This window comes from Oleiphilus messinensis (assembly GCF_002162375.1).
Lineage (GTDB): Bacteria > Pseudomonadota > Gammaproteobacteria > Pseudomonadales > Oleiphilaceae > Oleiphilus > Oleiphilus messinensis.
Genome location: NZ_CP021425.1, coordinates 210,446 through 236,317, shown reverse-complemented (window position 1 = coordinate 236,317; position 25,872 = coordinate 210,446). Strand labels below are relative to the sequence as shown.

The window sequence follows — 25,872 nt, the reverse complement described above, 5'->3', positions numbered from 1 at the left end:
CTTTACCTCATGACTTGACGAACAAAGTATCGTAATTTGCGACTATCGATATGATCTAAATAGCCCCGCCCCGAGAAATGTTCTTGCCCTACGTAATAATCCCAGCAACCTTTCTCAACTAAGAATTTTCCGTACGCGATATAAGTACCTATTATTTCGAAGGCACTTTTTGCGACACGACTATCATGTGGTCGCAGGGAATAGAAACCTGAAATGCGCTCCTGAATCACATAAACAATCTCAGCAAAAATTTCTTCTCCAGTGTTTGCTCCATAACTTAAGAGTATGCCTTTGTTAAATCTTTCAGCTTCTTTAACAGTAACGCCATTAGACAACTCTATTAAATGAGTATAAGGAACATCCCAACTCTCGCCGACTTCAATAGCTGATTCCGGTAATGAAAACATAGTTGAGAGAAAAGATTTCTTCGTGTCGCTTAAATGGAAAGAAAGAATACTTCCAGTGAGTGAGATATCAGAGCTAACTTTGTGAATCCAAAACTGGTCTCTGGCTAATTCATTGTAATTCCTCTCAAGTTGAGTAACCGGATTGGAATACCATGTTAAATCCGATGGTAAAACGTCAATTTTAAGTGGCGCAAATGTAGAAGTTGAGATTGAAACGGTAAGTGGAAATGCCTTTGGTGGAGCGATACTTGTCAAGTTCAAAATATACGCGTCTAAAACTGCACGAGTTTTCTCAATGTTTTTCCCTGAAAGCGCTCTGTTAAGCTTAATAAGATCAATTTCGCCAACGATTGGGGGGTCGACACTCAAGTCTTCAACTGTCCCTTTTAAAACATGTTGCGGCATTGGACCAAATTTCAATGAATAGGTCTCTGCTTGTACTTCATATATACAAGCTGGGAGCATTACCAAAATCAGATGCGTCCATTTTTTGAAAAAATTGAAATATCGAAGCACTATTTGGTCTCGATTGCTAATGGCTTCAATAGAAAAATTTGAGTTGAATCTTCCATTTCCAAAATTCCACCTCCATCAGTCACTAAATAACCGATGTAACGTTCCCAATATCCTTTGCTTACATTAAATTCACCTAACGCGATATATTTCTTAATCAAGCTGAAGGGTAAAAGTATTTCATTACTATTTTGAACATAGTAGCGCCCAGTATTTCCAGAAACACTCTCATCCAAATTCATCATAACTTCAACCAGAATATCACCACTATCCAAAGTTCGTTTTGATAACAGAACTGCTTCATTTCTTTGGTGGTAATCTGTTACGTCGTAATCGATTTTTGTATTTATCAGAGACACCGGCACATCCCAACAATCCCCAACCTTTACTCTTGTATATGGAAGATCAAATAGTAAGGAAACTGTATTCCTCTGGCCTCGTTGAAGATAAAATGACTTAATCTTCCCCTTGCTATCTACAATTGAATGAAGTAGGAGATTGCCCTGCACGTAAGAGCTGTTGGGTATCACTTGGTATTTGCTAACCACTTGTACTTCTAAATCATCACCCACATGCCTAAGCTTGGTAATACTGTTAGTTTCTTTAAATTTCAGTGACTTTAAGAAATCGGCAATTTCCCGATATGCATCTAAGCTCTCATTACCGCATGCCAAATCAGCAAGTGGGGTAAACGTATCTTTGTCGATCGAATATCGTTTATTCAATGACAGATAAATCTGCTCCGCACCCTCAAGTGGTAAGTGCCGTAAATCGACACTGACCTGAGTAGTACATGCAGAGATTAAAAACAAAACAAAGGCGAGAGCAAATCTATGCATGCGCCAAATTCATTCTGTAAATCAAAGAGCTCATTGAAATCGATGCAGAATCAGTGGACCAGCCCAGTCCTTGAAAAAAGCCGACAGCATAGATTGATTCGACCGCTTTAATATTCATGGTAACGGGATTCAATAATAATGCACCATCACCAGCGGCCTTAACAAAGCTACATTGCTTGTTCTTCAAAAAACAGTCAGTAATACCATTCCTTAGCCAAATTGCGGCGCCAATGTCCTGAGCTGCCCCCATTAAGCTTGCTTCGAGCCTCGTAACCAAGACAAAACCAGCAAAATCTTCTTTTTGCACGCTCCGATCTGCACGGGCATAAATATTTAAAATTCCACTGGCAGGCATTTGATCGATAGTCCAAGTAACATTTGCCCAATCTGTAAGAGGGTGCTCTACAGATAAACCAATATCAGCCCCCAATCCTTGGCCATTTAATACTATTTGCTGATTCGACACACGGTTTTTAATAGGCATTTTCATTTTACCGCCAGCTACTTGCATCTGAACAGTAGGAGTACCTATGCTAACCGTTAAATCTGATGAGCCGAGAATAGACCAGTTGGTCTCACGAAATGCGATCATTCCTTTTGTCCTTTCAATCCATGATCAGAGACACCATGTCTTCTGATAATAATCCGTACTTACAAACTAACCCAGCGGAAATCTATCATATATTATTGAAGAGATACCAGTAGAGTTTCTTCACCTATCAGTTTTATTGCACCGTCTAATAACTCTCCCAAGGCCAATCAATACTGCTTACAGTCAAAAATCAAGATACCTGAGTACATCTGACTCTTTTCCGGGTATTGAACCATCTCGGTTCTGGCCTGAAGTAGACCATCATTCGACCCACTCTTGGAACGAACAACCAGCCCAGAAGCATCATGATGAATTTCAACCTAAATCCTGCAATCTATATGTCTGAATCGATTCGATACGACTATAGCGACATTTAGTGTCGATGGATCACCGTTTTGCACACCATGCAACTGAAACAAGCGTAATTCACTTGATTGGACTGTTTAAATTATAATCATCTTTATCGTCAACCGGAGCAACAGGCCAAAGTCTGCCTGACTCCAAATCTGGAATTTGCTTAGTCGAAGAATTTAAGTATAGGTATTTTGGTCAATGAATAAACGACAACTTTAACCAGTCAGCCCACGGAGTTGGGTGAAGATGGTTGCTCGGAACGTTGACCTTAAGCTGATTCCCACCACGCAAGAGTTGTCCAGCAGTACGTACCAGAAAAGTTCGGATAGTTTGAATTTCCCATCGTTTCAATTCGTCATTATCGCTCAGTAGTGCCATCCAGCGTACCGTGTTATACGCCAGCACAGCGCATTGGAAAATTAATGAGCTGGCCATGAAATCATGGCTCTTGATTTGCGCCAGCCCCATTTGGTTCTTAGCTTCATCCAACCAGGTTTCACAAGTTGCGCGCTTTCCGTATGTCGTGTGTGCTTGCCAAGGAGACAACCGCTCTGTGGTTACATAGCAGAAGTAGTCGTAAACGGGCTCATTCAGCAAGGCTTGTTGAGGGCCTTTGGTGATGAAGGCCGTTTTACGCCGCACAGCAACAAAGCGACGTGCCCGTTCCCATTGACCGCATTGATGGAAAAAGTCGCACTGTTCCCAACCGGTATGACCAGGCACTCGTTGCCAAGCTTGCTTGTCCAACAAAGCAGCAAGGCCTTTGAGTTTCACTTTAATCAGGTAACCATGGCGAGCCTGATCCAGCCAGTCCATGAGCTCTCCAACAAAGAATCCTGAATCACCTCGGAATAGCAGCCGCATTCTGGGTGGCATCTGCGCAGAAAGTTGCTGCATGAAGCCTACAATGCCATTGCTGGTGTAGGTGCTGCCACTGCGCAACCATGCTTGCAAAATTTCTTTCGTGTGGCTGCAAAAGGCAACCAGTGGATGATAAGAGTTAGAGCCTTTTTTCGTTGGGTTGTAGCCTTTTTCGGCACCTTCCTGTTGACCGTAAACGGTTTTGACAGTCGAGTCCACATCAATCCAGCCTCGATAGAGCGTTCCGGGCAACCAAGTACCGGACTTCAATGCTCTGTGCCAAACCCCCTGACGCAAGATGTGATTAATCTGTTCGAGCTGAGTGACATGCTTGAGCTTTCCACAACGGAAAATACGACCCAATGTGCAGTCATCTGGAATCGATAGCCACCCCCCCACTTCACGCAACACCTGATCTGCCCACACAAAAACCACCTTCCTGAGCGAAGTGGCACCGGCGATGATGCCGATAATCGTTAGGTAGATCGAGTCGCCCAAACTGTAACGAGCACTGTTGCCGCGTTGCAAATCAAGGTGCTTCTGGCAAGCCTCGGTAAAACCGATGTGATCGAGGAAATGCATGGCAGGGATAATTCCAGCTTGACTGGTCAGCTTTTTTCCAGTGTGTTGATAGCGAATTTTTGCGGCTGGTTTTTTGGCACTTTTATGGGTATTCTTACTCATGAAAAAGGTGACTCTGATTTGTTGATTATTTGGCGATAACCAATTGAATCAAGTCGCCTTTTTCTTTTCAAGTACAATGTTATTTGCAGAATTTAGGTTCAATATAAAAATCGATTAACTGCTTGTTCCCGTTTTGCACCATCGTTCGTCCAGCTACGAGGCGAAAGTCAAAACCACTTTGGTGATGGAGATCGATATGACCATTCGGCATCCCTTGTGGACCTTCAAGCTCCACCTCCTTGCTGAAGACAATACCATCAGTGAATGCAGGATAATGATCACTCGTTGCGGTACATAAATAGGCTGCTTGGGTATGTAGGGGCAGAAAAAGTAATAAAAGCTTGGTTAATCGTTTCACGAAAATTCCTTTTCTCTTTTTTCACAGACTCAGTCTATTCAGCAAGAGGATACTCATGGCTCGAAGTCGACTACATCCTGAACAGGTAATACAAAACCCCACCCGATAAGAACATGCTACTTGAGATGATTAGCATCCCTGCAAGAATTCGATCTTTCCGCCGGATGTAATTAGTAATATCTCCACTTGCAAATAAAATATCGTTCTCTTGTTGTAGTTTAGTCCCTTGGAAAACAATGGCCCAAGCGTACCAAGCCGCACGAATACCAACGCCGTCCCAAGCAGAAGGCTCAACACCTTTCTGCTTGAGTGCCTTTTCCATGGGTATCATTGAGAGGCGGATAAATAACAACCAGCTAACGAATGACCACAACATAATGAAAGCAAGCGCAAAAACATCATAAGGAACACTAGTCATGTAAGCTCTCAATCAAACCAGTCAATGGAAGAACTCCAGTCATACAGCTGGGTTGCTATATCTTTCCCAACCTCACTCATTGTGTAACCAGCTAAAAATCCTGCTGCCAATCCGGCACTAATCGCTATCGCCCAGCCAACAGGTGTTGTTCCAAGCAATATTGTTAAACCAGCAACTGTGGCTTTAGATACAATGGAACCTGCGATCACCCCAGCGGACATACTTACTGACTCTTGCACCGCTGTTTTTTGCCAATCGTTTCCTTCTCGATAATCCTTAACAACGTTACCAGACCTACCCGCTGCATCCAAAACTACTATGCTCTTCCCTACATAAGATAGCCCCTTACTGAAACGGCTAAGATTCTGCATCTGTTGAGTGCTACTTAACTGAAGTTTTGTTACGTGACGGCTATCCTTAGCGATATTCACACCTCTATCAACATTAGAAAGAACGCTGCCGCGTTTCGAACTAATGTTCTTCGTATATTGCACCATTTCACGCTGGAAATGTTGATTGAGATTTCCATAAGCACTTCTAACTTGAACTTCTAAATTAGCTAATGTCAATTTAGGCTCTTTAGCCAGTTTAGCCTTTCGAAGAGCAATAAGCGTTTCTTGATAACGATTCAGAGATCGTGTGAACGCTGAAACCCGATCATTATAAGCCCCGAGAGCTGCCCCTGATGCACTTTGCCAATCAGCTTTTTTTCCACCAAGAAACATATCATTGTAAAAATCTGAAATGGCGACTGTGAGATCCCCGAACTGCTGAATTGTGTGAGTGAGCAATTGACGCTCATTTCGTGACAATTCACTTAATGGGCTTATTATCGAAGTTCGATTAAAAAAGTTACTCGGAATTAAATAGGGCGTATAGGGTTGTAAGAGAGATGTATTTCGAAGTGAATTAGTTGCGCAAAATGATTTAAGAAGATCTTTATTTTCTGCAAGCAAATTGGACGGAGAGTCCGCACGAGTGCACATTAAAAGCTCAGCCATGAGTCTAATCCTTTAGATTTGAGAATATTCCATACTCATCCATTAAGCGTGATTCTATGGATCAAGTCGTTTCGTGTCAATCTGATAGGATTTGAGTTAGTACATCAACTGAGAAGTGTTGTATGACGACCATCGACTCACTTACCCCGAAAGATAAGTGAGTTTATCAAACACAACAAAATGAAACGTCAGCGATCAGCTTGCTGCGTTGGTGGCGGGTTGTGCGGGTTTAGGCTTGGTTTTGGGCTTGTTGGCTGTATTCAAGGTGACCGGCTTGAGTGTTTTAAACTGGTAGTCCTTCGGTTCGAAGTCGCGGGTCATCATGCGATAAGTGAAGGTGAAACCTGGCCAGTTGGCGACGTTTCGGCCCGCTGCGGTGGTGTACCAGGAACCACAGCCTGAGGCCCACACGGAGTGTTCCAAACGGCCTTGTAAACCGTCTACATATTTCCGCTGCTGGTCTGCTTTTACGTCCAGATATTGCGCTTTTTTCTTGCCTAACCCTTTCATTGCTTCCAACACATAGTGAATTTGCGATTCCAGCATGAATACAATGGAGTTATGGGACAAGTTGGTATTCGGGCCGTACAGCATAAACAAGTTCGGGAAGCCGGATACGGAGATCCCTTTGTAGGCTTCAGCACCTTCTTTCCAGGCATCATTGAGATCCTGCCCTTCAAGGCCATGGATTTTGATCGGCGACAAGAAATCGGTGGCCTTGAATCCAGTACCGAGAATAATCGCATCCACCTCATGGCGCTGGCCATCTTTTGTGATCACCGCATCTTTCTCGATCCGCGCTATGCCGTCGGTGATCAAATCAACGTGATCGTTGTCCACCGCCTGATACCAGTCATTCGCCATCAGTATGCGTTTACAACCGATTTTATAATCCGGAATCAAATTGCGGCGTTTTTCCGGATTGCGAACATGGCGACGGGCCATCCACTTGGCTTCCAGCGCGAACAGATCGAGAACCTTGTCAAAACGGGTGAACCCCAGGGCCCGACCCTCGTTTTTCCAGTAGATGAAGGTACGATACAGGCGATCATACATGGGCAGACGGGAAAATAAACCATGCTCCCATGACTTGAAGGGACGATCGGGTTTGGAAATCACCCATGCTGCGGAACGCTGAAACAGTTTCAGCTGTTTAACCTGGGGCACAATTTGTGGCACAAACTGGATCGCCGACGCACCGGTACCGATTACGGCCACCCGTTTTCCTTTCAAGTCATAGCTGTGATCCCAGCGTGCGGAATGGAACAGCTTACCTTTGAAACTATCCAGCCCGGGAATGGTTGGAAAAGCAGGTTGATTCAATTGTCCGGTAGCCGTGACCAGCACATTCGCCCGAATGGGTTCGGCATCTTTCAGTTCGATGACCCACTCTCCTGCATTTTCATCGAAACGAGCTGCAGTCACTTCGGATTGATAGCGAATATGACGATTCAGATCGTATTTCTCGGCGCAGTGTTCCATATAGCCCTGAATTTCATCCTGCAGACCAAACTTGCGACTCCAGTCATGCTTCGGCTCAAAGGAGAACGAGTACAGGTGAGACTGGACATCACAGGCCGCACCGGGATAGGTGTTATCCCGCCAGGTTCCACCGACGTTATTGGCTTTCTCCAACATGGTGAAAGAGTCAATACCCGCCTTTTTCAATTGAATCGCCATACCCAGGCCACCGAATCCGGTACCGATGATAACGATAGATGGAGTGTTTGGTTTTTTCTTCTGCGTTGCCATGATGCCCTCAAAATCCTGTACGAATGTTCCCATTTTAGTGGCGCTGGTTCTTTCTTAATCGCCATTTCATGACATATAATTGGCATTTCATGACAGACTGTATTCCATTCATCCAGAGAAACCATCCGCTATGGGATATTTGATCCGCACCAGTGCTTTGCAAGGCTTTGATGAACTCGTGAAAAAACTGGGAGGTGATCCCTATGCGCTTCTGAATGACTTCAAAATCCCCCGGCTCTTATTGCATGAAGAAGATGCTTTTATCCCCTTCCGCAGTTTGAATGGACTCTATGAGGCCAGCGCGAATCAACTCGATTGCCCGGATTTCGGCATGCAATTGGCGTCGATCCAAGGTATCCGCATACTTGGGCCGATTGCGATTATTGCGCGCCATTCCGCTTCAATTGAAGAAGGCATTCGTAACATCAGTCGCTATTTGCATGTCCACAGCCCGGCATTTCATACTCATTTTGATTTACTGCCGGATCAGGGATTGATGTTTAATCTGGAGATTCTGGAACCTTCCCTGCCACACATTCGACAGGTCACCGAGAGTAGTTTGACGATTGGTTTGCACATCCTGCGCATTCTCAACTCCCCTGAATCCCGCCCTAAAATGGTATTGTTTGCCCACAAACCCCTATTGGACGTCAAACACTATCAACAGTTCTTCGGTTGTCCGGTGTTGTTCGAGCAACCGAAAACCGGCATGGTACTCCGCCCGGAAATCCTGCAAATGGAGAACAAGTCTGCAGACGCCGCCACGCATCAGATGGCTCTGCATTATCTGGAGTCACAATTTACTTATGAACTCCCCCGCTTGAGCGAACAAGTCACGCACTTGATCCGGCGGTTACTGCCCACCGGACATTGTAGAATTGATACCATTGCAGACCAGCTTTGTTTCCAGACCCGAACCTTGCAAAGACGCCTGAGCCAGGAGCAGCTGCACTTCCAAACCATGGTGGATCGGGAGCGAAAGGAACTGGCTGCACGCTATTTAGCGGACTCCGCACTGCCCCTCACCCAGGTTGCCGGACTCCTGGGCTATGCCGAGCAAAGTGCATTTATTCGGGCATGTCGACGCTGGTTTGGACAAACGCCGAACCAGTATCGACGCCAGGCTCAAAGCACGTAACCAACGTCCGGCCAAAAGAACAGAGCAACACAAGTTGACACTGTCAAGATTGCATGCTTAGATATAAACTTTACAGCGCTAAGATCACCATACGGAAGCCACACCATGAGCACAGAAATCACTTTACCCACCTCACCTTGTTTCAATGTCAGTCTTGAGAACAAGATCGCCCACATTCAATTTTCACGACCCGATGAACTGAATTCCATGACCACGGATTTCTGGAAAGATCTGCCAAAAATAGTGCAACACATTGATGATGAATCCCTGGCACGGGTTATCGTGATCTCCTCCACCGGCAAGCACTTCTCAGCGGGCATGGATCTCGGTGTGTTCTCCAACCCCAAAGCCATTACCATGACCGGAGACCCCGGACGTATGGGCGAAAATTTACGTCGGGTTGTCTTACAATTGCAGGATAGCCTGAGCAGTCTCGAAAAAGCCCGCATTCCGGTATTAGTGGCCATTCAGGGTGGTTGTATCGGTGGGGCACTGGATCTGGTTTGCGCTGCGGATTGCCGCTATGCCAGCGAAGATGCGTTCTTTACTATCAAAGAAACAGAACTGGGTATGACGGCGGATGTCGGCACCCTGCAGCGGTTTCCGAAACTGGTACCCGAGGGCATGGTGCGGGAACTGGCTTACACCGGCCGTCGATTCACCGCCGCCGAAGCTCAATCCATGGGCCTGGTGAATCGCGTGTTTCCGGATCATGATGCGTTGGTCACGGGCGTGCTCGAAATTGCCGCCCAAATCGCGGCCAACTCGCCGCTGGCCGTTGTTGGCTGCAAGGAAATGATCAATTTCAGTCGCGATCATTCCGTACAGGACAGCCTGAAATACATGGCCACCTGGCAATCCGGTATGTTCCGCCCCAATGACATGATGAAAACCTTTGCCGCCAAGGCACAAAAAAACCAGGCCTCATTCGATGAGGTCTGGCCGAACAAACCATTGTTCGAGTCCTGATCAACGTGCAATAGTTTCGAATGATACGCCTTCAGGCAGGGGCCAGTTTTGCTTGATTCAGAATGTTGGCGAGACAGGATGTTTTGTTTTTCACAAAGGCGATCAGCCCTTCCGGATAATCCGGTGCAACAGCATGGATAACCGAAGGGCGCGCCTGTAAATGACGACGCCACTGTGCGATCTTGTCATAGCCATCGAAAATGCCTTGCTCTGCGACAACCGCCGCCGGTAGATGCTGTTCGAAAACATCAAAATAACGGAATATCGGGGCATAAACGGCATCCACAATCTGGAACGATTCACCCGAGAAAAAGGGCAAAACCATTTCTGCCTCGACACGGGCAAAGCTCGCCCTCAGATTCTGTGCGGCCAGGTTAAAATCTACTTCGGATTCGGCACTGTAGTACCTGGCAATCTGATTGAGAATGGTCGAACCAAATTCAATCCAGGCACGGTGGTAGGCCCGCTCCAGCGGATTTTCCGGTAACATCGACCCGGGTGTCGTTTCATCGATGAATTCACAAATCACTGCTGATTCAAACAACACGGTGTTACCGTTAACAAGCAACATGGGCACTTTCCCGGTGGGTGACCGCCGCAAGAACCATTCCGGCTTGTTCGATAGCTCGATATCCGTACGCTTGAACGCTACGCCCTTCTCACGCAACGTAATTACGGAACGCTGAACATACGGACAGAGTTTGAAACTTACCAATTCGTATTCAAGCCCGGATGTATTGTTATCAAATTGCGTCATAAGCCTGCCCTCTCGATTTGTGCTCGACCTGAATGAAATCACCAGAGTCTGGCTTGAGTGCCAAGCGACCACTGCCCAAATAGAACTGAATCACCGCCATCAAGGTTAGCACCAGAGGATATTCCCAGCCGCCACCGGTACGGGTGAATAGCCAGCCATTGCCCCAGTGTACCACCGTCGCCCCCAGTAATATGGGGATAACCCCGAGCGCAACCCAACGGGTTGCTACGCCCAGCAATAAGGCGACACCCGCGACAACTTCTGCGGCAAAAACCACATACGCCAGCCAGGAAGCCAGCCCGATCGAACTAAAATAATCTGCCGTGCCCTGTAAGGTAAACACAACCCATTTCAGGTACAGGCTGTGGGCCAGTAACACACTACCCAAGGTCAATCTTAGCAATAACGCGGCTAAGTCCGCATTCGGTTTAATCTGCATAAAAACATCTCCACGGTTGAACGATATTCAGTCTAACCTGTGCATCTGTGCAGTTTAATTCTCAATTTATGCAATTTCATATTGCATTAATGCAATGCCTCGCAATCAATAAGGGACGAAATTTACAGGGAATAGTCTATAATGCGAAACACAAATATTTGCAGAAACGCAATATGAATACGCTTTTTCTCCATTAATAATGCATAAATGCAGAGGTTATTATGGACTGGAATGGACTGAAAACATTTCTGGCCATTGTCGAGACCGGTTCACTGGCAGGAGCCGCCCGAAAGCTCGGCGTGAATCACTCCACGGTGTACCGGCGGCTACAGGCACTGGAGTCCGTTATTGAGGCCCGACTACTGGAAGTCCAGGGAAATCAATACCAGATCACCCCGATAGGTGAAGAACTGGCCGCGCTGGGTGACAGCATTGCCCATCGCTTTAGTGATATCGAACGCCTGCTCATCGGCAAAGAATTACAACCCCGTGGCCATGTCCGGATTACCGCGCCATTCAATCTGGCGTATCACTATATACCGGATGCCCTGACCTCCTTTCGACAACAGTATCCGGAAATCACCATTGAAGTATTGAGCACGAATCAGGAAATCAATATGAACAGTCGGATTGCGGATATTGCCGTGCGTGCAACGCCCAATCCACCCGAACATTTAATTGGCCGAAAAGTGGCCTCACTGCCTTGGAGCATCTACGCAAGCCCGACCTATCTGGAATCCGCTCCTGAACTGAGTTCACTGGCAGACTTGTCAGCCCACAACCTCATTGGCGGGAGCGGGTCGATGCTGAACCTGCCCGCATTCTCCTGGTTGGAACAACATCATCCGGAAAGGATCACAACCCGCTGTGACGAACTGACCGCCATGTCCTATTTTGCAGAATCGGGTCACGGTATTGCGCTGTTACCTGCAGATCAACAACGCCCCGGCATTGTAAAATGCTGTAAGTTTGATCCAGCCCCGGCGAGTGACATCTGGTTGCTCACTCACCCGGACCTGCGCAAAACCGCACGGATTCGATTGGTGATGAATTGCCTGAAACAGTATTTTGAAGAAATCGGTGACTCACCGACTCCATGATCAGACAGCAGGCGTGGATTACATCACCCGATGAGTCGACAGGAAGTTGCTGGTAGCATCCGGACCCGCATCATCGGCGTACAATGTCACCCCTGAACGCAAGCAGATGCTCAGGTTTTGATGAGAGTGTTCTGTCTCTTTGGGCAGTAGATGCTCAATCACCGCTTTTTCTTCCAGCAGTTCCTGCTCTGAGGCTTGCAAGCGCTGACGACTGAATTCATTCACGTCAATGTCTTGCACGATTTGATAACGACCGTAGTTACAGCGCACCGGGAACGAGTAAAACACGCCTTTGGCTATGCCATAACTACCATCACTCAATATGCCCATGCTGATAATTTCACCCGGCTCGGTACCTAACACCCAATCACGCATTTGATCCACTACAGCCTGTGCTGCAGATGCGGCGCTGGATTGACCACGGGCCTGGATTATTTCACCACCACGTTTTTGCACTTTGGGAATAAATTCATCCCGGTACCAGTCCATATCGACAAAATCCAACGCAGGTTTGCCAATGATCGTGGCCTGATGCAAATCAGGGTACTGTGTCGTGGAGTGATTCCCCCAGATCATAATGCCGCCGATATCACGGGTTGTTGCACCACTGTGATTGGCCAGTATGCCTTTCGCGCGGTTGTGATCCAGCCGGGTCAGACAGGTAAACTGGGAAGGACTCAGGTCAGGCGCGTTCCGGCTGGCAATCAACGCATTGGTATTGGCCGGGTTACCCACCACCAGTACTTTGACATCCCGATTCGCAAAATCATTCAACGCTTTGCCCTGACGCGCAAAAATCGCCGCGTTTTCAACCAGCAAATCACTTCGCTCCATTCCCGGTCCACGGGGTTTGGCCCCTACCAGCAGGGCGTAGTGAGCGCCTTTAAAGCCATCCTCAACATTGTCATGCAAGGTAATAGTGTGCAGTAATGGATAAGCACAATCCATCAACTCCATCGCCACGCCGAGCAGCTTCTCCATCATCTGCGGCATTTCCACCAGTTGTAGAATCACGGGTTGATCTTTACCCATCATCTCACCTGCTGCAATTTTGAAGAGCAAACTGTAGCTGATAGCACCCGCGGCCCCGGTGACCGCAACTCGAACGGGACGTCTCATGTTAAAAATTTCCTCACAATGTTGGCTTGAATGTTGTAAAACCCACTAGGCTACACCAACAGGTATCATTTTCCTACTGTGTGACGGCTATCACAGACTTGAACATGTACTGATTGTTCCCAATTAGCGCGGGCGTTCGCTTGACCTATGTGATAACGTTAGAATAATTCCGTATTCTTGTTGTTCCCGGAAAATTGATGTTGTTCACGAAGTAATTTTTCAATGTCTTCTGGTGCACTGCGCAAATCGGAAACCAGTATCCGAATTTCGGAATTGTTGTAGGAAAGCGTTCGAAGCTTGTCTCGAATATTATTGTCGTAACGTTCAAGCATGTCATTGAATCGATCCTGCTCATCGGGCTCCAGTGCCGCAACGAGGCCAAGGGATACGATCATTTCAGTGAGTTCCCCCCGCATCTGTTCGAACAGATCTGTAACTTGATCGCTGACAAGCGAATTATATTTCTCCAGTTGATTTACCCGCTCCAATAACTGAGCCTCAGTCCGGATAGCTTTAAGTGCAGCATCGAGCGAGTCCATAAACAATGCCAGGATATCGAGTGAATCTTCCACATGTAGAACCAACATGGAGACTTGGGGCCAATGAAAAATCGCTCTATGCTGACCGAATTGATGAATTTTTTCGACGCTATTTGCACATTCCAAAATCTCTTTTTCCAGAACAGAAACAGGGCCTTTGGTCGAAACCCAGTTTGAGACCCCGTCCAATCGGGTTTCCAGAATACACTGCACACCAATTTCTCTGGCAGTCGAGAGAAAAAGTCCGAGCAGGCGATCAACGTCCCGGCAATATCTTGCGGCTTGCACAAACCGGCTGATACAGTGAACCTTAGAGGATTGACTCTGGAGATTCAGCAATGCGCTGATTGCACATTTGGCTTCATCCGCGGATGATTGCATTTGTTTTCGAATTTTGTCGTACACGTCCACTTTGGAGCGCAACAGGAGGTGATCACAGGGTTTACTTAAATGGTCATCACCACCGGCGTCATAGGCTTTGATTCTATCCCCAAGTCCGGTCATGTGGGTTAAAAATACAATCGGGGTGATTTCCATTCCCGCATTTTTACGCATCCGTTTACAGGTTTCATAACCATCGATCCCCGGCAATTCGATATCCAGCAGCACCAAGTCCGGTGACAGTTCGATCAATTCCAGCGCATTTTCTCCGGATTCCGCGATCAGAATTTCGTGATCCGGGAGATTTACTTTTATAATTTCCTGATCTATCGGATTGTCTTCTACCACCAGAATTTTCATATATTGTCCTCTACACCCAGCTTGCTGCGACGCGCAATCGCCAGCGAGATGATTTCAATTTCAGTCTATTGTGTAGAATAGTCCAAAAGAGAAATTGAGCACAAAACAAACAACCTAATCGACTTGTGGCAGTCGCTCAGCGGATTCACTATTTTGCAGTATGCAAACGCTCTGAACTATGCTTAAGCTCAGATCGCAAAGATGCAATGGCAGAATCTCAGTGAGGTAAGCAGACGGTGCTCGACCACAAACCACCCCTTTCAAATCCGGGTTTGGAACCCTTTCTGTTTACACCGGATTTGATACTGTTCCTTGCCTTTTCGGGGCTCATCGTTTTAGTGGTCGTAGTTATTCGTGGTAAACCTCTCTCCCCAAAATCAATCGTAAATGCTCTGCTCTTTGTTACGTTCACCTGCGGAACCGCTTTTTCGCTCAGAGCAATTGCACATGGTGCCACAGAGGGCCTGTCATTTACCGTGGGTATGAATTCCCTGTCTGCGCTGCTCGCGTTTTTTTTAACGCTGTTGCTTTGGCGCGCAAAGCACAAAACCATGACATTTCTGAGTCGCAACCCGTCCGCAGAATTACAGGTGGCCCTGAATAACGAAACGGAGCTCCGCAATCGCTCCGAAGCCAAACTTGCAGCACTCAATGTATCCCTTGCCACAATCGAGTTCGATCTGCATGGCACTATTCTGGATGCCAACCAAAACTATTTGCGTCTTATGGGATACCAGTTGCACGAAATTGTGGGTAAACATCATTCTATTTTTGTCGAGCCGGGTTATGGCAGCTCCAGTGAATACAAAGCATTTTGGCAACAACTTGGACAAGGCCAGTTTATGTCTGCGGCGTTCAAACGCTTTGCCAAGGGCGGCAACGAGCTCTGGATTCAAGCGACTTATAATCCGATCCTTGATGATGCAGGAAAGCCCTATAAAGTGATCAAATACGCGACAGATATCACCGCAGAACGGGCCCGCTTCGCAGACTACATTGGTCAAGTTGATGCCATTAACAAATCTCAGCTCGTTGTCGAGTTCGACCTGAACGGGATAATACTGAAAGCAAACGACAATTTTTTAAAGCTTTTTGGCTACACGCTTGCGGAACTTCAGCACCAGCATCATTCGATGCTGGTCGATAGCGAGTACAGAAACGCCAAGGCCTATTGGCGTTTCTGGCAAACGCTTAAAAACGGGGAGTTTCACAGTTCCGAATTTTGCCGAATCGGTAAAAATGGCCAGGAGATATGGATTCAAGCCTCTTACAATCCTATTCGGGATCTTAATGGCAAACAGTATAAAATCGTAAAAGTGGCAACCGATATCAGTGACCGAAAAAGAGCGGAGCAAGAGATCAGGATTGCCAAAGAAGAAGCTGAGGCCGCGAATCATGCGAAGTCCGCTTTTCTCGCCAATATGAGTCACGAAATCCGCACCCCCATGAATGGTGTGATCGGCACACTGGAGGTCTTGAAGCAGAGCCAGCTGGATTCGACTCAACTGGGTATGGTCGACACCATTAATCGCTCTGCCCGCTTTCTGATGAAACTGATCAACAATCTACTCGATTTTTCAAAGTCTGAAACCGGGCGTATCGAACTCGAGCGCGTACAGGTTCGTCCTTCAATCGTCATCGACAAAGTCGTTGGTGACCTCGTGCCATTTGCTGATCTGAAAGACGTCACCTTGCAGCTCATCGTCGAGCCCGAGGTGCCGGATATTATCTATTCCGACCGAACCCGACTGGAGCAGATGCTCTTTAACGTGCTGGAGAACGCAATAAAGTTTACCAACACCACCGAAAGCAAACCGGGTCGGGTACTTCTCACGGTATCGGTTCCCCGCAGACTCAGCGATAAAGCGACGGTTCGCTTTACCATCAAAGACAATGGCGTTGGTATTTTCAGGAACAAATTACCGGATCTGTTCAAACCGTTTTCTCAGGCTGAAGCGTCCACAAAACGCCGTTTCGGCGGCATGGGCATTGGACTGGCGATCTGTAAAAGTATCGTGGATGCCATGAATGGACAAATCAATGTAGATTCCCAACCACACCGTGGCACCACTTTCACGATTGAGATCAATTTCGACGTCTCCTCCGCACCCTCCCCTCAATATGGGCAAGTGATTCCCGAGGGGCTGACAGCTTTGACATTGGTGGATAATACCGAAACCAGACTCTCTATCGCCAATTATCTGAGCACCTTTTCCGTCGACACCACCTTTGTCGAGACCGAAGACAATGCGATTCAATCGCTATTATCCAGCAAAGAAAAAGGGGGGTCCGTTCACCTTCTGATTGTAGCGTTGGCCGAAGCGTCACCGGAATGCACTGCTGACATGGTTCTCCGCATACGTCAGGCCAGCGCGGAACAGGAACTACCAGCCATTATATTAAACAAAGCGAGCCGCACGGGTATTAAACTCGTTGGTTCGCAAATTCTCTCACTGGATCGCGCCCCATTACTGCGAACCAAATTCCAGACCGCCGTGGCCAGGGCAATGATGATCGCGCCCGGGGAAGCACTAAAAAGCAGCAAAACAACGGCACCCGGAATGCTGCCAGCCAGAGCGAAGGTCGAAACAACTGCTGAATATGTGCAATTCCCGGGTAAACGAATTCTCGTGGCGGAAGATAACCCCACCAATCGGGAAGTAATTGGTTCACAGTTAGAGCAATTCGGCGCAGATGTCACCGTTGTCGAAGACGGTGTTTCTGCTTTTGCCAAAGTCACACGGGAGGAATTTGACTTGCTCCTCACGGACTGCCATATGCCGGGGATGGATGGCTATGACTTGGCGCGCTCCATCCGGAAATACGAAACAGAACACCATCGCCCACGTTTACCAATTATCGCCGTGACCGCCAGTACGATGCCCGGCGAGGTTGAGCTGTGTACCGCCTCGGGTATGGATGATTTTTTATCCAAGCCACTGACGCTCCCGGTGCTCGAGACCATTCTGCAACGCTGGTTACCGCTTGCCCGACCCCAAACAGCGCTCAAACAGGTTACCGAATCAGGAAACACACCCTTGAACGCGATCCAGAAAAGAACTATCCAGGAAAGTACAATCCAGGAGAGCGCTATCGAGGGCAGCGCGGTGGGCCCGGTAAATCGGGAGATGCTGGCCAAAGTTGTAGGAACAAATCCGAAGATTCAAAAACGCGTACTCACCAAGTTTATGGAAACCACAGAACGCTTACTCAATGAAGTCATTCTGGCCCACAAGGATCAAAACGGTACAAAGGTGGGTAAATTAGCCCATCAATTGAAATCATCCGCACGGTCTATTGGTGCTTCAGAGTTAGCCAGTCTAAGTGAGACCTTGGAAAAGGCAGGAAAAGATGGAAATACAGACATTCTCGATGCAAAAGTTCCGGAACTACAACCTTTGGTAACGGGAGTGCTAGACTATTTAAAAAACACTTGGCTACCGGATATTAACGCACTGATACACTGACGATATCGTCATACATTTAACATTCCCGATAGTCGTCAATAGGAGATAACATGCCAGACATCACACAGTTAAATCTGATGATTGTGGATGATGACGAATTTGCCATAGAACTCTTCCTTTGTGCACTCGAAGAATTGGAGATCCAAACATGTGAAACAGCGTGCTCAGGACAGGAAGCACTGGCGTTAGTTGAGAGCAGACAATCGGTAAGTCCGCTCGATCTCATTATTTGCGACATTGAAATGCCTGATATGGATGGCCTGGCTTTATTGCGCCATTTGGCAGAAGTCAATTTTGACGGCAAAGTTGCGGTGATCAGTGGTCTGGATTCCGATATTCTGCGCATGGCGCGGGATCTGGGTAAAGCCCATAATCTCGATGTACTCGGTGCAATTCAAAAGCCGATTCAGAAAGAAGCATTGGCATTGTTGCTGGATCAGGTTTTCAATGAACCATTCGCCCCGAAACCCAAACCTTTCGGTAAGCGCTCGGTTTCAGCCGATGCCATACAATTTGGCCTGGATAACGATGAATTCACGCTGTTTTTCCAACCCAAGGTAAATGTGCAATCACAATGTGTGTTTGGCGCAGAAGCGCTCATTCGATGGTTTAGCTCGGAATTTGGCGGCATTGTCGGGCCGGATGAGTTTATTCCGCTGGCAGAAGAGTCCAGCTTGATCAACGCCATCACAGAGCGGGTGATCGACATGTCGATTCAGGAATTGAAACGATTCAAAGCGGAAGGTCACCGGCTCAAACTGTCGATCAATGTCTCCATGTTGAACCTTTCCCAACTGGATTTCGCAACCAATCTCGCCGCAAAGCTAAAAAATGAAGCCATCGACCCCAGCGATATCATTCTTGAAATCACTGAAACGGCACTAATGCGTGATGCGACCAATGTGCTCGAGGTCTTAACCCGGCTGAAAATTCTCGGAATTTGTCTTTCCATCGACGACTTTGGCACGGGCTACTCCTCAATGAGTCAGCTTCAGCACATTCCCTTCAGTGAATTGAAAATTGACAGATCCTTCGTTTATGGCGCCGGGGAAAATGATTCAACTCGACGTATTCTGGAGTCCAGCGCTTCACTTGCCCAACAACTGGCCATTGCATCCGTTGCCGAGGGGGTCGAAACACGAGAGGACTGGGATCGAATTTCGGCATTGGGCATCGACCTCGTGCAGGGGTACTTTATCTCCAAGCCCTTGCCTCCCGAAGATTTTTCGACCTGGTTAAGGGAATGGAACGGATTGACGGAAAATTAACGGGTCATTTATGAAAACCGTCCTGATTATCGTATTTACTAATCCAGTAATTGACGGTAGAAATTAACTCCCGTGCATCAATTGGTTTGGGGATGTGGTCATTCATGCCCGCTTCAAAACAGGCATTACGCTGCTCTTCGAAGGCATGGGCGGTCATGGCAATAATGGGTAGATTCACATATTGTGCTTGCGATCGAAGGACTTTGGTTGCCTCAAAGCCATTCATCTCCGGCATTTCAACATCCATGATCACCAAGTGATATTGATCATCGGCAGACTGCTTACCAATTTTTTCCAATGCACTGACCCCGGTATCCGCAACATCAACATAAAAACCGGCTTGCTCCAAGACCCCCACCCCAACCATCTGGTTCATTTCATTATCTTCCACAAGCAACAACTTCAGCCCCTCCCGAACCGCTCGCACAGTTTGGGCAACATCGATTGAACCCACTTTCTGGCTTTTTTTCGTTTTGTTGCCTTTGAAAATGTCGACCAGAGTATCCAGTAAATGTGCAGTGTTAACGGGTTTATGGAGAATATGCTCAATGCCGTATACTTTGATGCCATTTTGAAAGTGATCAACATCCTGATGGGCGGCCATCAGGATAATCTCCGGTTTTTGCCCTTCTGTCAGCGTGGCAAAGCGCTGAATGGTTTCCAGGCCATCCATCTCCGGCATAATCAAATCTACGAGAATAATTTTGGGTAACTGGCCACTGGAAATATAGTCAACGATCTGCACAACAGATTCCACGCTGGAGGCGATGCACCTCACAGGAAACCCGATTCGGGTCAACGTACGCTCCAGGGTATCGAGCACGGCCTGGTTATCATCGATAATGACAATAGGATATTGTCCATGCTCAAGCTGGTTCAGAAACATCGCACTTTCCCGCTCCTCGGTTTCAACCAGCGGAAACGTAAAACTGAAGGTGCTGCCAATCCCTTCTGTAGATTCCACGGATATCTGCCCGCCCATCGCTTCAACCAGCCGTTTGGATATCGTCAAACCCAGCCCGGTTCCCCCATACTTACGCGATGTGCTGTCGCTCGCCTGGACAAAAGCATTAAAGAGTTTCTTTTGCTCCTGATCAGACATGCCAATCCCGGTATCGGATACACAGATACGAATCATATCGAGGATTTCATGTTTCCCACTTTACTTTTCCACCGTGATAATGATGTTCCCGTTTTCCGTAAACTTAGCGGCATTACCCGCCAGATTTATCAGAATCTGGCCAATTCGAAGCGGGTCACCAATCAAACGAGTTGGGACATCCTCCTTCACATTAATAATCACTTCCGAGCCATTTTCTTCCGCTTTGAGATAGACAATATCTGCCATGCTGGACAACACTTCATCCAAACCAAAATCAACAGATTCGAGCCGTAAATCGCCGGCTTCAATTTTGGAATAATCAAGAATATGGTTGATCAAGCCCAACAAATTCTTGCCAGAAGAAACAACCCGCTTCAGTTGCTCTCGCTGACGCTCCGATAAATCGCTTCTCAACGTCAGTTCCGTAAGACCAATCACGGCATTCAGAGGTGTTCGGATCTCATGACTCATCGAAGTCAGAAAGACTGACTTGGCCTCGTTCGCCGCATCTGCTTTATCTTTATCGCTGACGGCCTCTCTACGCATGGCAATTTGATTTTCAAGCTCGGTATTAATCGCCTCTAGGGATTTTGTTTTCTCCTGAATTGCACCTGACATTTCGTTAAACGCATTAGCCAGCTGGCCAAATTCATCTTTGGAGTCAATATGCACTGCTGCCGCGTTGCCACTTCGCATATCGACAATGCCACGGCTTAATTCGCGAATATTGCGCGTAATCGGGGATATAATCAGGTAGGTCATAATCAACCCCAGCAACACCGTTCCAATAATCACCCACTCTATCAGGGTAATGATAGAAAGCGTTTGGGCGCGGGCTTCAACAATCTCATTCTCGGCCCGCCTTTGAATCTTGGTATCAAACAGAACATCCAGTTCAGCCATGAGCTGTTCCATATCCAGAACGATAGCGGCCTTCCGGTCCTCCATATCCAGAATCTGGATACTCATGGATTTTATATCTGCAAAGTAAACCAGCAACTTATTGAACTTTTCATGTTGCAACGGAGTGAGCTCAAGATGTTCCAAAGTACTGTGCCAGTATTCGAAGTCCGAAATACTGTCTGCTATCCGGTCTTTCAAATAGGCATCATGACGCAACAGATAGCCACGGACAGCAGAGATTAATTCATGAATGTTAATCTCCAACTCCATAAAGGCACGTAATTTATCAATGAAATCAGGCTCATTTTCATTGATACTCGGCTGAAGTTCGTTATCCAGCAACGGTTCAATGTCTTCATCCAATAACGACCTACGCTCAAGAATCAGCAAATTCTGTCGATCAACAACCGATATCAGATTTTCTGCTGAGGACTCAAACTTTGTAATTTTTACCCGGACGACTTCAAGTGTCTCAAGCCCTTCCCCGGCGAGACGAGCTTCCTGTTGTATCTGGTTGAAATAATGGTGTAATTCCGAAATATCCCGGCTAAATCGATCCAGCAGAACAGGGTTTGGGTCCGTAAGATACACAAACAATGATGAGCCTGCCTCGTTCAGATTAATCTCCATTTCAAGAGCAGACTCAACCTTGAGCGTTTCAGACTTGATGACATCATTGAAGTTTTCTTCAACTTCCAGCATGCCATAGTAGGCAGTGAAGCCGACGAGAAAGATACTTGATACAAAGGCTATCCCTAATTTGTTGGAGATATTCACGGGGAGCGCGACCTGTATATCGGTGTTATGAACAAAACTGATCGTAATCAGCACCAGGTACCGACAACGCTATCGACAATACTCTTCACTTTAGCTTGTATGACGAATTAGGGAAATTTTTTTGACATTGGCCTGCGGCTCTATACTGCTCGAGCGATCATACGGTTATCCAGCCCCAATGCCTTCTCGTATTCAGTATGAAACCAAGTTAATGCCGACTCGAAACGGCCAAAGTGCACTTCCTTCACAACGCCACTCTCCATATTGGCCTGGATTGCTTCTCCCAGCAGCCAATCTTCACTCAAGATTTTATAGACCAGATTATGATTGGTTTCATGGCGTTTGAGTTCTTCTTCTGACCATGCGTTTGAGCCATTCTTGGGGGCATCAACCAAAAGCACCTCTTCGATCCGCGTCTCGCCTGGGCTTAACGGTACCATCCTGATCAGCGAAATGTTGTCGGGTTGAGCCAGAAACAGCAACGACGGAGACAGCGTGTAAATAATATTGGCCATTTTACGCATGTCCCATTTATCTTCGGGCAAACTGCTAGCTTCAAGCATTGTTTTTTTGGGGAGTATCATACGCATATCCATGCCGCCCCAGGTTTCCCATGTAGACAGGTTTCCCAGGAAAAAAGGGGCAAGGGTATTCCGGTGCGCGACATTAAAATGGTAGGCCTCGATGCCACCTTCGGTCAGGATTTTCCAGTTCGCCTTCAAAACATAACTGCGGCGCTTGTAGACCCGTTGCTTTTCAATATCCAGAAAATCAAAGCCGGATTTCATTTCATCAGCGAGCAAGGTCTCCGGCAATTGCTGGTCGAGATCAAGATGAACAAATACAATGCCCTGTACCACGCGGCTGTTAAATTCGATGAGTCCCAACGCTTTCTTGTCCAGGTCGCTGAATCCCCGCTCAAAATCTGGTGCCCCGACCAATTCACCTTCAGTGCTATAGGTCCAGGCATGATAAGGACAACTGAATTTCTTCTTGCACCCTCCCTTGCCATGCTCCACCAGGCGGGCATTACGATGGCGACAGGCGTTGGCAAAGACACGGATATGATTGTGCTGATCCCGCACCATGAGCAATGACATGCCCTTAATCCAGTCCAGTGCAATGTAGTCACCCACATTTGGCACTTCACTGGCGACACCGATAGCCATTGGCCGCCCGAGAAAAATGTTGTCCAGTTCTTGTTTAAACCAAACATCCGATACGTACCGCTCAGTCGAATGAGTTTGAGTAGACGCATGGTATTGGGTTTCACCTTTTGCCTTCAACGCCAACACATCTTTAATTAATCGAATTTCAGTTTGTCGGTCCATTCATCAATCCTCTTGTTATTGAAAAGGTCTCTTGCTTAGCCACCTCCGCAGGTATAATTTACTTTAACAAGATTTGATCAACCCAAAATAACGTAAATTGACACTTAATCAACTATTATAGACAAAACGACTTGCAAGCCGACAATTCGATCCCAAACAGAAAACGCCGGATCAACACAGTGCCCGAATTAAAAACCCACCAAAGCCCTTAATTTATGGACAAGAACCAATCATCAATCAAAATCGCCTACTTGATTCCAGATCAATATTGGAGCAGTACGGTGACCAGTGCGGTAGAGGTCTTCCACGGCATGGCCTTGAGCGCACGAACCACCCGACAGGTCAATTTCAACCGTTTTGAGATCAGTCTGTTAAGAACTACCCGGAAAAACATCAGTGGCTTTTCCGGATTCAAAGTGGATACCCGATGCTTTGCCGATCCAGCCGTCCGTGATATCCAGTTTGATGCGGTCGTCGTGCCCTCAGTATGGGAATTGTCAGGTGTGAATTTGAAGGAATCCAGAGCAGCACTGGATTGGCTCCGTGACCAACACGAAAACGGCAGCATCATCGCAGGCTTGGTGACCGGGGTATTTTATCTGGCAGAAGCGGGCCTACTCGATGGACGAGAGGCAACCATACACTGGGCCTCAGTAAATATGTTCAAACAACGCTACCCGAACGTGAAGGTCACACCGCAATTGCAAATGGTCGAAGCCGACAGGGTCATCACCACGTCCAGCACACCCGCAACGTTCGATGTCGCCATATTGTTAATCCAGCGGTTCCTGGGTGATCGGGCCGCAGAGTTTGCGTCTCATTACTTCACTATCCGCGCGAAGGATGCACCACTGCCCCGCTTTCTGGAGCCCAGCTGCAATGATACGCTGGTGGATGCCGCGCGAGATGCCATCCGGCTGAACTATTCAGCGGAAATTTCGCTGGATACACTGGCCAAACAACTCAATGTCACCGCCCGAACCCTGTCAAGGCGCTTCGTCAGTGCCACGGGCCATAATCCCATCCAATACTTGATGAAACAACGGCTCAACATCGCCCGAAGCCTGCTTCAATCTACAGACCTGCAAATCCAGCAAATTGCCGAGCAATCAGGATTCGGCTCTGCCACAGTATTTTGTCGAAACTTTAAAAAAGAATTTTCTCAAACCCCCTCGGAATACCGGGAATCATTACCGAGTAGGCGATAAGAGGCTTTTCGGAAGAATTGGAGGCTTACCACTTCATCATCGGCGCAGGGTTAAAGGGGTGATTTTTAAACCATTGAAATCCACGTTTGAATAACATGGTATGAAAGCCCGCATTTGGCAGGCTGGATCTAATGCTGTTTACTTCAGACTTTTTCAGCCCGTTTCGCACCCAACCCAGTGAAAAATCCACCAAGTCACCTTGTCTGAAAACCTCAACCAACGGAAACGCCCCGTTTTGATAAGGGGTCAGTTTATGATGTTCCGTGATCATCAGGGTGATTTCCTCTGACCAAGGCTCGAGTTTATGCTCTGTTAAATACGCCATTGCCGGCGAAACAGAAGGCGGGATATAGTCGAGAGTATTTTCAATCCAGATACCAATATCATGGAATGCTGCGGCAATCTGGATTTTCTTTTTTTCTTCAGGCGTACAGTTTGCCTTCAACGCGAAGCAAAACAGTGCCATACGGATACAGTGATTCCGATAGCTCTGAAAGTCGTCCCCCAATACCGTTCGCCATGGTTCGAGAATTTCATCAATGAGTGGTAACGGCGGATGTACATTCATTGTTGTTTTCCTTCATTCAGGTTCAAAATCGGAGAGGCAGCAACCTTGTTAGCCAGTCAATGGCAGGGGCTCACGCAAGAAGATCTTTTGACAAAAACAGGTTTGCCAGAACTGGCGTAGCCCGCAATTCTGGTGAAGCAGACCTAGTGATTATTTAAGATACTTGGCATGGAAAGCCCATAAGAGACATCCTATTATTAATTTTCTAACGACAAAATGGGCTTTCCTCAGGCTAGGGCCTGTTGACGTTTCATATTTAGCCTCTGTTGAGCCTGAAATTACCAATTATCCGCATTTTAACTTATTAAATTGCATATCCATTACATTAATCATATACTTTTCAAAAATAACCAATTAGGTTAACTCAGGAATGGAAAAGCGAACCCCTCATTGCAAGTTGGCAATTGTTAAAGGGCTAGTAGAACAAGGAAAGCTAAGAGTCACAAGATCTGCTATTGAGGGCGCTACTCTTTTAGGTTTAGACCAGGATGATATTGAGCGTACCATCATGAATTTAAAGTCGTCGGACTTTTATAAAAGTATGACTACTTACGCTGATCATAATATTTGGCAAGATGTTTATCGACCAAATACAAGCTCTGCTGATATTTATCTAAAGCTAACAGTTGTTGAAGATGTCTTGGTAATTTCGTTTAAGGAGTTATAA

Annotated in this window: 23 protein-coding genes; 7 read left to right on the top strand and 16 right to left on the bottom strand. The window is 46.9% G+C overall.

Annotated elements, in window-relative coordinates:
* Positions 1-2 precede the first annotated feature (2 nt).
* From OLMES_RS01030 to OLMES_RS00995, 8 genes are all read right to left on the bottom strand, one after another.
* Positions 3-827 (bottom strand): hypothetical protein, encoded by an 825-nt coding sequence (locus OLMES_RS01030; RefSeq protein WP_198343175.1) that lies wholly within the window; start codon positions 825-827, stop codon positions 3-5.
* A gap of 95 nt (positions 828-922) precedes the next feature.
* Positions 923-1,759 carry a hypothetical protein gene (locus OLMES_RS01025; RefSeq protein WP_087459535.1) on the bottom strand — a complete coding sequence of 279 codons (837 nt, stop codon included), beginning with the start codon at positions 1,757-1,759 and terminating at the stop codon, positions 923-925.
* Positions 1,752-2,351 carry a hypothetical protein gene (locus OLMES_RS01020; protein ID WP_087459534.1) on the bottom strand — a complete coding sequence of 200 codons (600 nt, stop codon included), beginning with the start codon at positions 2,349-2,351 and terminating at the stop codon, positions 1,752-1,754. Before OLMES_RS01020 ends, OLMES_RS01025 begins: the two co-directional genes overlap by 8 nt.
* Positions 2,352-2,900: 549 nt before the next feature.
* On the bottom strand, positions 2,901-4,250 hold the full coding sequence (locus tag OLMES_RS01015) for an IS1380 family transposase (protein WP_087459533.1): 1,350 nt from the start codon (positions 4,248-4,250) through the stop codon (positions 2,901-2,903).
* 79 nt (positions 4,251-4,329) lie between these two features.
* A complete protein-coding gene (locus tag OLMES_RS01010; protein WP_087459532.1) occupies positions 4,330-4,608 on the bottom strand; it encodes a hypothetical protein in 279 nt (92 codons plus the stop codon).
* A gap of 70 nt (positions 4,609-4,678) precedes the next feature.
* Complete coding sequence (locus tag OLMES_RS01005) at positions 4,679-5,026, bottom strand: hypothetical protein (RefSeq protein ID WP_087459531.1); 348 nt, start codon at positions 5,024-5,026, stop codon at positions 4,679-4,681.
* Between the two features lie 8 nt (positions 5,027-5,034).
* Entirely contained in the window at positions 5,035-6,027 is a 993-nt protein-coding gene (locus OLMES_RS01000; protein WP_087459530.1) for a hypothetical protein, read from the bottom strand.
* Between the two features lie 195 nt (positions 6,028-6,222).
* Positions 6,223-7,812 (bottom strand): flavin-containing monooxygenase, encoded by a 1,590-nt coding sequence (locus OLMES_RS00995; RefSeq protein ID WP_232465234.1) that lies wholly within the window; start codon positions 7,810-7,812, stop codon positions 6,223-6,225.
* Between the two features lie 97 nt (positions 7,813-7,909).
* On the opposite strand from OLMES_RS00995, the gene OLMES_RS00990 reads away from it, so the two are divergent.
* Both OLMES_RS00990 and OLMES_RS00985 read left to right on the top strand, forming a co-directional pair.
* Positions 7,910-8,917 carry an AraC family transcriptional regulator gene (locus tag OLMES_RS00990; protein ID WP_087459529.1) on the top strand — a complete coding sequence of 336 codons (1,008 nt, stop codon included), beginning with the start codon at positions 7,910-7,912 and terminating at the stop codon, positions 8,915-8,917.
* Positions 8,918-9,022: 105 nt separating this feature from the next.
* The gene (locus tag OLMES_RS00985) at positions 9,023-9,886 is read left to right on the top strand and encodes a crotonase/enoyl-CoA hydratase family protein (RefSeq protein WP_087459528.1); all 864 of its coding nucleotides are present in this window, start codon (positions 9,023-9,025) and stop codon (positions 9,884-9,886) included.
* 31 nt (positions 9,887-9,917) lie between these two features.
* Here the strand turns inward: OLMES_RS00985 and OLMES_RS00980 are convergent, their stop codons facing one another.
* Positions 9,918-10,643 carry a glutathione S-transferase family protein gene (locus tag OLMES_RS00980; RefSeq protein ID WP_087459527.1) on the bottom strand — a complete coding sequence of 242 codons (726 nt, stop codon included), beginning with the start codon at positions 10,641-10,643 and terminating at the stop codon, positions 9,918-9,920.
* Positions 10,630-11,082: a DoxX family protein gene (locus OLMES_RS00975; RefSeq protein ID WP_087459526.1), complete on the bottom strand. Its 453-nt coding sequence runs from the start codon at positions 11,080-11,082 to the stop codon at positions 10,630-10,632. Before OLMES_RS00975 ends, OLMES_RS00980 begins: the two co-directional genes overlap by 14 nt.
* 221 nt (positions 11,083-11,303) lie before the next feature.
* On the opposite strand from OLMES_RS00975, the gene OLMES_RS00970 reads away from it, so the two are divergent.
* Positions 11,304-12,182 (top strand): LysR family transcriptional regulator, encoded by an 879-nt coding sequence (locus tag OLMES_RS00970; protein ID WP_087459525.1) that lies wholly within the window; start codon positions 11,304-11,306, stop codon positions 12,180-12,182.
* Between the two features lie 18 nt (positions 12,183-12,200).
* Here the strand turns inward: OLMES_RS00970 and OLMES_RS00965 are convergent, their stop codons facing one another.
* Together OLMES_RS00965 and OLMES_RS00960 are read right to left on the bottom strand one after the other, a co-directional pair.
* On the bottom strand, positions 12,201-13,301 hold the full coding sequence (locus OLMES_RS00965) for a malate dehydrogenase (RefSeq protein WP_087459524.1): 1,101 nt from the start codon (positions 13,299-13,301) through the stop codon (positions 12,201-12,203).
* Positions 13,302-13,459: 158 nt separating this feature from the next.
* On the bottom strand, positions 13,460-14,581 hold the full coding sequence (locus tag OLMES_RS00960) for a response regulator (protein ID WP_087459523.1): 1,122 nt from the start codon (positions 14,579-14,581) through the stop codon (positions 13,460-13,462).
* A gap of 236 nt (positions 14,582-14,817) precedes the next feature.
* On the opposite strand from OLMES_RS00960, the gene OLMES_RS00955 reads away from it, so the two are divergent.
* On the top strand, positions 14,818-18,048 hold the full coding sequence (locus OLMES_RS00955; protein ID WP_087459522.1) for a PAS domain-containing hybrid sensor histidine kinase/response regulator: 3,231 nt from the start codon (positions 14,818-14,820) through the stop codon (positions 18,046-18,048).
* Positions 18,049-18,098: 50 nt separating this feature from the next.
* Positions 18,099-19,316, top strand: a complete 1,218-nt coding sequence (locus OLMES_RS00950; protein WP_087459521.1) for an EAL domain-containing response regulator — start codon at positions 18,099-18,101, stop codon at positions 19,314-19,316.
* A gap of 4 nt (positions 19,317-19,320) precedes the next feature.
* On the opposite strand, the gene OLMES_RS00945 is transcribed toward OLMES_RS00950, so the two are convergent.
* The 3 genes from OLMES_RS00945 to OLMES_RS00935 all read right to left on the bottom strand — a co-directional run bounded on the left by OLMES_RS00945 (position 19,321) and on the right by OLMES_RS00935 (position 23,429).
* Positions 19,321-20,454, bottom strand: a complete 1,134-nt coding sequence (locus tag OLMES_RS00945; RefSeq protein ID WP_087459520.1) for a response regulator — start codon at positions 20,452-20,454, stop codon at positions 19,321-19,323.
* A 24-nt stretch (positions 20,455-20,478) separates the two neighbouring features.
* Positions 20,479-22,098 (bottom strand): histidine kinase dimerization/phospho-acceptor domain-containing protein, encoded by a 1,620-nt coding sequence (locus OLMES_RS00940; RefSeq protein WP_157678089.1) that lies wholly within the window; start codon positions 22,096-22,098, stop codon positions 20,479-20,481.
* A 140-nt stretch (positions 22,099-22,238) separates the two neighbouring features.
* Positions 22,239-23,429, bottom strand: a complete 1,191-nt coding sequence (locus OLMES_RS00935) for an aromatic ring-hydroxylating oxygenase subunit alpha (RefSeq protein ID WP_087459518.1) — start codon at positions 23,427-23,429, stop codon at positions 22,239-22,241.
* A gap of 215 nt (positions 23,430-23,644) precedes the next feature.
* On the opposite strand from OLMES_RS00935, the gene OLMES_RS00930 reads away from it, so the two are divergent.
* Positions 23,645-24,637 carry a GlxA family transcriptional regulator gene (locus OLMES_RS00930; RefSeq protein ID WP_087459517.1) on the top strand — a complete coding sequence of 331 codons (993 nt, stop codon included), beginning with the start codon at positions 23,645-23,647 and terminating at the stop codon, positions 24,635-24,637.
* A 25-nt stretch (positions 24,638-24,662) separates the two neighbouring features.
* Here the strand turns inward: OLMES_RS00930 and OLMES_RS00925 are convergent, their stop codons facing one another.
* On the bottom strand, positions 24,663-25,205 hold the full coding sequence (locus OLMES_RS00925) for an HD domain-containing protein (RefSeq protein WP_087459516.1): 543 nt from the start codon (positions 25,203-25,205) through the stop codon (positions 24,663-24,665).
* Positions 25,206-25,575: 370 nt separating this feature from the next.
* Here OLMES_RS00925 and OLMES_RS00920 point away from each other — a divergent pair, with 370 nt between their 5' ends.
* The gene (locus OLMES_RS00920; RefSeq protein ID WP_087459515.1) at positions 25,576-25,872 is read left to right on the top strand and encodes a type II toxin-antitoxin system MqsR family toxin; all 297 of its coding nucleotides are present in this window, start codon (positions 25,576-25,578) and stop codon (positions 25,870-25,872) included.